This is a genomic window from Streptomyces triticirhizae (assembly GCF_003696235.1).
GTDB lineage: Bacteria > Actinomycetota > Actinomycetes > Streptomycetales > Streptomycetaceae > Streptomyces > Streptomyces triticirhizae.
Genome location: NZ_RFFJ01000210.1, coordinates 1 through 9,678, shown reverse-complemented (window position 1 = coordinate 9,678; position 9,678 = coordinate 1). Strand labels below are relative to the sequence as shown.

Here is a 9,678-nt window from a genome sequence, read left to right as displayed (position 1 = left end):
GCGGCCGACGCCGCGCCCCCGTCCCACGCCGGCTCCGCGCCCGGCGCGCAGCCGCCCGCCGCGCGCCCCCCGGACCGGGGCGGGCAACGGGCGGACGAACACGAGCTGTTGGCCGAGCTGGACGCGATGGTCGGCCTGGCCGAGGTCAAGCAGGAGATCCACAAGCTGGTGGCGTTCCTGCGGATCGCCGAGCAGCGGCGGCGGGCGGGGCTGCCCGAGGGGCCGCCCATCGGGCGCCACGTGGTGTTCTCCGGCGCGCCCGGCACCGGCAAGACCACGGTCGCCCGCCTCTACGGGAAACTGCTCGCCGAGCTGGGCGCGGTCTCCTCCGGCCACTTCGTCGAGGTCTCCCGGGCGGAGCTGGTCGGCGTCGGGCTGGGCGAGACGTCGCAGAAGACCCGCGCGGTGTTCCAACGGGCGCGCGGCGGCGTGCTGTTCGTCGACGAGGCGTACACCCTCTCCCGCCAGTTCGGCGTGGGCACGGACTTCGGGCAGGAGGCCATCGACGCGCTGGTCAAGCTGATGGAGGACCACCGCGACGAGGTGGTCGTGGTGTTCGCCGGCTACTCGGCCGAGATGCGCGCGTTCCTCGACGCCAACCCGGGCCTGCGTTCCCGCGTCTCCCGGACGATCGAGTTCCCCGACTACGGCCCCGCCGAACTGGTGGAGATCTTCCGGCGCACCGCCGACCGCTACGGCCTCCGGGTCCCCGAGGCCACCGGCGAGGCGCTGCTGGCGCACTTCCGGGGCGTGCGGCGCACCGAGCGGTACGGCAACGGGCGGGAGGCGCGGCGGATCTTCGAGGCGGCGCTGGAACAGCAGGCGCTCCGGCTGGCCGAGCTGGAGGCGCCCTCAGCCGAGGAGTTGACGGAGCTGCTGCCGGCCGACCTCGACGGCGTCATCGACCGTGGCCTGGGCCTGCGGCACGGCGAGGACGGCGACGGCGGCCAGGTGGACGCGCTGCTGGAGCGGCTGGACGGCATGGTCGGCCTGGCGCGGGTCAAGGACCGGGTGCGCGACGTCCTCGACCTGCTGGCCACCGAGCGGCGCCGCCGGCGGGAGGGCCTGAGCAGCGAACCGTTCGCCGGGCACCTGGTCTTCTCGGGCCCGCCCGGCACCGGCAAGACCACCGTCGCCCGCCTCTACGGTCAACTCCTCGCCGCGACCGGGCTGTTGGCGCGTGGCCAGCTGGTGGAGGTCTCCCGGGCCGACCTGGTGGGCCGGTTCGTCGGGCACACGGAGGCGCGGACCGCCGAGGCGTTCCAACGCGCGCGGGGCGGCGTGCTGTTCCTCGACGAGGCGTACGCGCTGGCGCGCACGGACCACGAGCGGGACTTCGGCAGGGAGGCGATCGACACCCTCGTCAAGCTGATGGAGGACCACCGCGACGAGGTCGTGGTGATCGCCGCCGGCTACACCGCCGAGATGCGCGCGTTCCTCGACGCCAACCCGGGGCTGGCCTCCCGCTTCTCCGACACCGTGGAGTTCCCGCCGTACGGCCACGACGAGTTGGTCACCATCCTGACCCGGCACGCCGTCGAGGCGGGGTTCACGCTCGGGCCAGCGACCCTCGACGCCGTCCGCGCGCATGTCGAGGCGCACGCCGGGACCTTCGCGCGGGGCAACGCGCGGGAGATCCGCAAGCTGTTGGAGACGATGCGCCTCGCCCAGGCCCGCCGCATCGCCGCCCGCGAACGCGTCGCCGACCCGGCCCCGACCGCCGCCCTCACGGAACTCCTCCCGGAGGACGTCCCGCCGCCGGCGTGACCCCGTGACCGCGCCGGCCCTCCCGGCGTCAACTCCAGTCGACCACCAGGCGGTTGAGCGGCGTGTCCAGCACGAAGCGCCCGGGCCCCGGCTCGGGCGCATCGGCCCCGGTCGGCAGCAGTTCGAAGGCCGCCTCGCGGCCCCGCCAGTCGCGGTCCCAGGCCCGCATCGCCTCGACCACGCGGTCGACCAGGCCGTCGGCCCCGGGACCGTGCCCGACGACGCCGAACTCCCACAGCTTCCCGCCGTCCTCCGTCGTCCGCTCCGACAGCCGCCGGGCGAGGTAGGCGAGCGCGCCCCCGTCGAACGCGGCCGAGGAGGAGGGGTACGGGTCGTCGGCGAGGAGGCCGCCCTTGGCGGCGAGCGGGAAGAGCATCCGGTTGAGGCCGGACGGCAGCGCACAGGCGAGCCACAGCTCCATCCACTCCGGCGACTCCATCGCCCGGTAGCGCACGCCCGTCCAGGCGACGGTGCGCGGTGCGGCCAGCACGTCGGACAGCGCCTCGGCGTCCACGGGCTGGCCCGCGCCGACCGGCAGCCGCACCGAACCGTCGGCGGTCAGCGGAACGACCCGACGCGGGTCGCCCGCGGTCTCGCCGCGCAGCGGAACGAACGTGTTCAGCGCGCTGCTGACCGAACGCCACCGCCCCTTCGCGCCCTTCGATGCCGCCGACCCCTCGGACCGCTCCGCGCGCTCCGACCGCTCGAAGGCGACGGAACGGCAGACGCTGCCCGCCAGCCGCAGCGGCACGAGGAGGCGCCCGCCGGGCGCGAGTTGGTCGAGCCAGGCGGGCGGCACACCGTGCGCGCCGACGGTGGCCACGATCCGGTCGTAGGGCGCCCCCGAGGCGTGGCCGAGCGCGCCGTCGCCCGGCACCACCTCGACGTTCCTGATGCCGGCCGCCGCCAGGTGGGCGCGGGCACCGGTCACCAGGTCGCCGTCCATCTCGACGGTGGTGACATGCCCGTCGTCGCCGACGAGGGTGGCGAGCAGCGCCGCGTTGTAGCCGCTGCCGGCGCCCAGTTCCAGGACCCGGTCGGCGGGCCGCGCCTGGAGCTGCTCCAACATCTGGGCGACCACGCTGGGTTGGGAGGCGCAGGAGATCGAGGTGCCGTCGGCCTGGTGCTTGATGTGCACCGGGGCGTTGATGTACGCGTCGGCGAGCGAGGCGCCGGGCACGAACAGGTGCCGGGGAACGGCCCGCATCGCGGCCTCGACGGCGGGGGTGCGGACGGTGGTGAGCTGGTCGACGAGGGCGTCGCGGAGCACGGCGGCGGAGGCCGCCGGCGGGGCGAGGGTGTCGTGGTTCATCACCCCCGACGCTATCGGCCCCCGGCCTCCCTGACGATCATGGCGCGACGGGAGGCGCGTGGCGCGACGTCCCCGACGTCCCTTGCCGCGCCCTTGGGCGCGTCCGTGCAGATGCGGTAGCCGCCTCGTCAACGAGGCTCCCACGGCTTGCGCAGCGACTGAGCCGCCTTGAGGGCTTCCAGTCGCTGCCGTCCCACCGCGCGGGCGCGTGCCCGCAGCTCGAGCACCGTGTCCTCAGCCGGAACCGCCCCGACCTCAGCGCCCACCAACGCACTCAGCGTGTGGAGCTGTTCCTCCTTCTCACCGACACAGTGCCGCCCCTGGGGCTCCCTGGGGCCGGAGAAGACCTGAGCGAAGTCGAAACTCCCAGGGGTGAGCGGGTCGTCCGTGCTCTCCTCCTGGTCGAGTGTGTTGGCGAAGTCCAGCAGGGCATCGGAGACCTGGCCGAGAGTTTCGGGCTCGTCCGGTGCGAGGGTCGCCTTGGCCGCGAGTTCCAACAGAAGAACCCCCTCGAACACGTAGCCCGGCACTCCTCCGGGGGGGTCCTCCTCGGCGAACTCGGGCAGCCCGTCGGTCCAGGCGCTCAGCCGCGTGACGAACGACCTCGGGGGTGTTTCCGATGACCACAACTGTTCCAACGCGGCGATATAGAAGTCCGCGTCCGCCGAACGCTCCTCCTGTGTGCTGAGCGCCCACAGTGCACACGCCGCAGCGCGTTCCACTCCGGCTGCGGCGAAGATCCGTTGTGCGGCCGGCGCTCCCGACTCCGTGAGCGTCGCGATCCGGGCGGGAAGGTTCACCATTCGAATGTCCTTGGCCTCTGTTCGTTCGGCATCACGTTACCGGTGACCCGGCCTCCCCCCGCCCTGATGAGAGGAGCGCAGATGTCGGGACAGACCTGCCTGGACGCGCCCCCGGCGATGGGGGTCCAGCCCTGGGAGTTCGCGTACAGGAGCGCGTTCTGCTCCGCGTGGGTCCCGGCGATGTTCGGCACAGCCCACTCGGGCGGCACCCGCGACGGGTCCACCATGGATGGCTGCGGTCTCCGTAGCCCGGAGCCACTGCCGGCGACCAGGTCCAGCTCCCCATGAGGGGTTCGGACCCGGACGACCGCCACCGTCTGGTGACTCTGCGTACGTGCCGACTGTGAACCGGCGAACTCGGACGCTCTGCCGGCGAGTTGTTCCGCAAGGCACGGTGCCAGGCCGAGGGGGTCGCTGGCCAGCTGGGGGTGGTCGACGTATCGGTAGGGATGGTCGGACACGTGAAGCCCGAGCGCATCCGGACTCCAGTACCAACCGGCTTCCGGGTCGTAGTACCGGAAGAGGTTGTAGTGAAGATGTGTCTCGTCATCGTGGTACTGGCCAGGAAACCGCAGGGGGCACCGGGGCGAGGCGTCCTCCGCGCCGCCCGGTTCGGACGTGGTGTCCGGAGCCCAGCCCCACAGCGTCGTCCGCCGGCGCCAGGCGATGTCACCAGCCTCATCGACTAGTTCGGTAGGCGTTCCGACCAGGTCAGCGATGATGGAGTAGAAGCGCTCGTCGATCTCCTCCTGCCGGGCGTGCCGCAGGAAGCGCCGCTCGGTCTGTGCGATGGCCCGATGGGATTCGGGCTCCCACTCCCACGTGGTGGTCCGCCTCTCCGAACCCTCGTCGACACTCTGCTCAGCGACCCTGGTCTCGTCCCAGACAAACCGGATCTCCCGGAGTATCCGGCCGCTGCGGTCGATGTGTTGTTTGACGACCCGTCGCCCCAGCGCGTCATAGGAGTAGCGCCAGTGGCTCCCGTCGGGCGTCCACACCTCGGTGAGTTGGTCGGCGGCGTTCCACCGGTAGCGCCACTCGCGCGTCTGACCCGAGAGTCGCCGTTGACGACGGCGGACAACGCGGCCCTGACCGTCGTAGTCGTAGTGTGTCCGGCCGACCCGCGTGACCCTGATCCCATCCATGACGTCGGATTGGGGCGAGTCCGGGGCATCGTGAGGCCCCTCATCGACGGTGTTCGGCAACTGCGGGGCGACAACGACCGTCATGTTCCCCGAGGCGTCGTACGCGTACCGCTCCTCGGGCTGAGTGCCGCCGCGCAGGGCGGTGACACGGCCGGCAGCATCCGTGACGAGTCGCCTGGTGTTGTCGCCGTGGGGCGTGACCTCCTGGATCGACCGAAGATGGCCTTCGGGACCGTACTCGTAGGTGCGGTGCAGGAGCCGCCGGTCACCCCGCGCGGTGACAAGCTGCTCGCTCAACTGCGCGAGAACGTCCCAGGACTGCTCGACACGCGCCCCTCCAGGCAGGTGACGGACCACTTCCCGGTCGCGGGAGTCACCGGACCCCTGGGCGAAGGTGATGGTCCGCCCCGCGACATGTACGGCCTCGGGCATGTCGGCGCCGGCCCATTCCCAGCGGGATTCGACACCGGCCGGCGTCCGGCGGTAGACGCGTCGGCCGTCGGCGTCGTAGCCGAAGAGCGTGCGGTGGTCGTCGGAACTCTCCTCGATGACACGTCCGAGCGGATCGTGGGTGAATCGCAGCGCGACGGTCTCGTTGGCGGCGCCGGTCATCAGGCCGGCGGCGGTGTAGGTGAAGTGCGCGGTCTGGTCCCCGATGGTCTGGGTGACCATGTCACCCCTGGCGTTGAAGGCGCGGCGGATCGTTTCACCGGCGCCGTTCGTCTGCCCGATCCGCTGTCCGGCGGCGTCGTACTCATAGGTCACCCGTCGTCCGGAGAAGTCGGTCTCGCCGACCAACCGCCCCACCGCGTCGTACTCGTAGGTCCAGGTCAGGCCAGCGGGGTTGATGACAGTGCGCAGGCGCAACTCCGTGTCGTAGACGCGCCGCCAGCGCGCACCGCTCGGCAGTTCCGTCTCCACTGTCTGGTCGAAGACGCCGATGCTGTGACGGGTTCGGCCCCCAGCGGCGTCGACCGACTCGACGAGGTTGCCCTCGCCGTCGTAGGTCCAGCGCTCGGTGCGCCCGTCAGCGAGGGTCCGGGAGAGGAGGGCGCCCTCGATACTCCAGGTAGATCGAACGCTTCCGCCGCCGACCTCCTCGACGGCGACGACCCTGCCGAACGCGTCCCGCCGCAGGCGTACGTCCATCGAGCCATCGCCCGTGACCGCCGTCGGCAACCCGGCGGCGTCGTTCCTGAACTCGTGCGTGACGCCCGCCGGCGAGGTGTGCCGGACGGTGGCACCGCGTTCGTCGTACTGGAAGGTTTCCACCCCTCCCGCCGGGTCAACGATCCGGGTGAGATTGCCGCGTTCGTCATACTCCCGGGACCAGTGGGCACCGTCGGGATCGGTGACCCCGGCCCACCGCCCGAACTCCCAGGGGATGATCTCGGTGCGCCCGCCGTCGGGGGTGATGACGGCGGTGCGGCGACCTCGTTCGTCATGCTCGTACCGGGTGACGCGCCCCAACTGGTCGGTGACCGACTCCAACCGGTCGTAGCGATCCCAGGAGCGGTGCGTGTGGTGCCCCAACGCGTCGGTCTCGGTGGTGAGTTGGTAGCTGTCGTTGAACTGGTAGACCGTCGTGTGCCCCAGGGAGTCGGTGAACACGGTGCGATATGTGTCGGCGTCGTAGTCCACCCGGCTGGACAGGGCGCCCTCCGAACCATCGGTGATGACGCAGCGGCCCTGCTCGTCGTAGTGGTAGCGGTACCGGAACTCGTTGCGATCCACCCAGCCCGTGATGCGATGCTGCTCGTCGTAGTGCAAAAGGAGGGGCAGGCCGGAGGAGTTCACCACTGCGGACAGGTCACCATGGGCGCTGTAGGCGTAGCGCGTCAGCACCGGCCGTTCCGGATGACTCAGCAGACGGATCGCGGTCACACGGCGATCCACCACGGTCAGGCCCAGGCGATAACCACCATGGTGGCGCACTTCCTTCGGCGCCCCGGACTCGTCGTGGAGGAAGGTGATCTCGTTGCCGTTGGGGTCACGGACGGCAGCGACAGGGAGCACTCCCCCCGGCTGACCCGGGGCGGGCGCGAAGCGTGTGACCAGACCGGACTCCGGACGACGTACCTCCATCGCCCCGCCGGGGTGTCCGTCCCAGGACAACTCCCAGCGTGGACCCTCCACGGGCAGCACCGGCTCGTCGACGATCGGCCTGGGGTAGTGGAGGACCATCCCGTCGTCCGTGATCAGCCGCACACCCTGCGGTGACAGAACCAGTCGCTGGTCCAGCGTGGATGTCCAGGACGGGCCGAACCACAGCCCGTCCCGCAGTGTGCTGCGGTGATGGCGCCGCAGCACCAAGGGCAGGACACCGGGGAGTTGCACGTCCACGGCATCCAGCACCATGTCACCCGTCGCCATGTCGATCGGGTCGGTCCGGCAGAACAGCGCGTCCCCCTGCCGCCCGGTCCGCCGCGCCGCCCGCCCCAACCCGCGCACCCCCATCCGCAGCCCGGCCAACCCGGTGGAGGCAGCCGAACGAAGACCCCGCGCCAGACCACCGAGAGTCGTCAGACCCTTCATCCCCGGAATGCAGTCCAATGCCGCAAAAGCGACATCGAGCAGTCCCGCTTCGCCTCGCGCATACTTGATCAGCGTGTCGGCCAGGACCACGATCGCGGCGGCCAGCACCACCCAGGCGAGTGGCCCTCCGATGATCATCACCACGATGCCGAGCACGGCGACGACCAGCTTGCACGCGTCGACGAGCGTGTCCCAGTTGTCCGTCACCCAGTCGATGGCCTTCTCCCACCACCGCCGGTTCTGGATACCGGCGTCGGACGCCTCCTCGATGCCCTGGGCGCAGACACGGGCGGCCTCCTCCCGCATCTCCCGGGCATCCTGGGCGAGTTGGCGGGCGGCGGAAAGGCGTTCCTCAGCGTCGTCGACGCGCCCCTGGGCGGCGGTGGCTGCCGCCTCGGCGGCCTGCTGGTCCCGTGCCGCCGCCCGAACGTCGTTCTCGTCCGGTGGCTCGACGTTCTCCCGCTCGCCCTCCCGCTGAAGCCGCTCGGCCTCCTCGCCGGCGCGTCCGAGCCAGTCGGTGGCGTCGCCCAGGGCGGACTGGGCCGACGCGAGGTCGGCCTGCGCGGAGATTCGCTCGATCCAACGCGCGATCAGCCATCCCCTGTGCGGTCTGAAGTTTGGGCCAATAGGAGTTCAGCGCGTCGGCGCTCAGGGCGTAGCTGTCCTCCAGCTTTGTCAGATTGTCCGGCACGCCTTCGAACTCCCGGCGAAACGCGTCCGCCGAAAGCCCCGCCCAGTCCAGCACCGCGCGCTCGGAGGCGAGGCCACGGATCTTCCCCAGTGCCTCGCCGACATCATCGGCGAACTCCTGTAATTCCTCGCTGAGCTCACGGACCTCGTCCGGATCACCCGGTGTCGGGTCCCGGTCCATGTCCACCGGAGACCAGTCAGACGGCCGTGACATGACGATCCCACCCCCAGGAAACGGCTCCTGACACCATATTAATTACTGCGTCGAACCAACGTGCGATCTACCCGGCCATGGAACACCCTCGGCGGTGGCCACGGAATCACGCCGAGGGTGGTGTCTCGCGGGGGGCCCGACGGGGCCGAGGCGGCGACGAAAAGCGGGCGACTCGGGTCGGGCGGAACCGGACAGGAGTCACGGGCCGGCCCACCCCCGGCTTGCCACCGCCCCGCCCGTTCCCGGCCCGGGCAGCCCAGCCCGAGCGGCCCGGGCGGCCCGGGCTCAGCCCGGACGAAAAGACCCCCCGCCCAGCCGATTTCGCTGGTCAGAGGGCCTTACTCGCACTGTGGCGGCGCCAGGATTCGAACCTGGGAAGGCTGAGCCGGCAGATTTACAGTCTGCTCCCTTTGGCCGCTCGGGCACACCGCCTTGCTGCGGGTAAACCATACCCGATCGGCAGGGGTGGTTCGCCACTCGGTTCGGCCGGGTCGAACGGGGGCGCTGGTGGCTAGGCTGTCGGCGACCGTGCCCGATCCCGGATGTGTGAGGAGCCAACACCACCATGGCCGACTCCAGTTTCGACATCGTCTCCAAGGTCGATCGGCAGGAGGTCGACAACGCCCTCAACCAGGCCGCCAAGGAGATCTCGCAGCGCTACGACTTCCGTGGCGTCGGGGCCTCGATCGCCTGGTCGGGGGAGCTGATCGAGATTCGGGCCAACGCCGAGGAGCGGACGAAGGCCGTCCTGGACATCTTCCAGTCCAAGCTCGTCAAGCGCGGCATCTCGCTCAAGGCGCTGGACGCCGGCGAGCCCACGGCCTCAGGGAAGGAGTACCGCCTGGTGTCCAGCATCAAGGAGGGCATCTCCACCGAGGACGCGAAGAAGGTCGCCAAGCTGATCAGGGACGAGGGCCCCAAGGGCGTGAAGGCCCAGGTGCAGGGGGACGAGCTGCGGGTCAGCTCGAAGAGCAGGGACGCCCTCCAGGAGGTCCAGCGCCTGGTCAAGGAGGCGGACTTCGACTTCGCAGTGCAGTTCGTCAACTACCGGTGAGCCGACGGCCGGGGGGACGACGGCCGGAGGGGCGGCGACCGGCCGGCCCGGCGCACGCCGCCGCCGGCGGCGGGAGGCGGGGGTGGGCGTGATCCGACCACTCCGCGCCGCGTTCGAGCTGGCGTGGCGGCAGCGCGCCGCCGAGCCCGCGCCGGGGA

At 71.1% G+C, this 9,678-nt stretch carries 5 protein-coding genes, 1 tRNA gene and 1 pseudogene; 2 read left to right on the top strand and 5 right to left on the bottom strand.

What is annotated here, in order from left to right; genetic code table 11:
* A partial coding sequence (locus EBN88_RS25495; RefSeq protein ID WP_122399408.1) for an AAA family ATPase occupies window positions 1-1,767 on the top strand: 1,767 nt, incomplete at its 5' end.
* Window positions 1,768-1,795: 28 nt separating this feature from the next.
* Here the strand turns inward: EBN88_RS25495 and fxlM are convergent.
* The 5 genes and pseudogenes from fxlM to EBN88_RS25470 form a co-directional block, all read right to left on the bottom strand.
* Window positions 1,796-3,079, bottom strand: a pseudogene (gene fxlM, locus EBN88_RS25490) (methyltransferase, FxLD system); the annotation flags it as partial.
* A gap of 128 nt (window positions 3,080-3,207) precedes the next feature.
* Window positions 3,208-3,879, bottom strand: a complete 672-nt coding sequence (locus tag EBN88_RS25485) for a hypothetical protein (protein WP_158621525.1) — start codon at window positions 3,877-3,879, stop codon at window positions 3,208-3,210.
* On the bottom strand, window positions 3,876-7,868 hold the full coding sequence (locus tag EBN88_RS25480) for a DUF6531 domain-containing protein (protein ID WP_122399405.1): 3,993 nt from the start codon (window positions 7,866-7,868) through the stop codon (window positions 3,876-3,878). The genes EBN88_RS25485 and EBN88_RS25480 overlap by 4 nt, the downstream gene beginning before the upstream one ends.
* Before the next feature lie 46 nt (window positions 7,869-7,914).
* Entirely contained in the window at window positions 7,915-8,433 is a 519-nt protein-coding gene (locus EBN88_RS32775; protein ID WP_407703463.1) for a WXG100 family type VII secretion target, read from the bottom strand.
* A 383-nt stretch (window positions 8,434-8,816) separates the two neighbouring features.
* A tRNA-Tyr gene (locus tag EBN88_RS25470) sits at window positions 8,817-8,898 on the bottom strand.
* 133 nt (window positions 8,899-9,031) lie between these two features.
* Between EBN88_RS25470 and EBN88_RS25465 the strand changes: the two genes are divergently transcribed.
* A complete protein-coding gene (locus EBN88_RS25465; RefSeq protein ID WP_122399403.1) occupies window positions 9,032-9,520 on the top strand; it encodes a YajQ family cyclic di-GMP-binding protein in 489 nt (162 codons plus the stop codon).
* Window positions 9,521-9,678 lie beyond the last annotated feature (158 nt).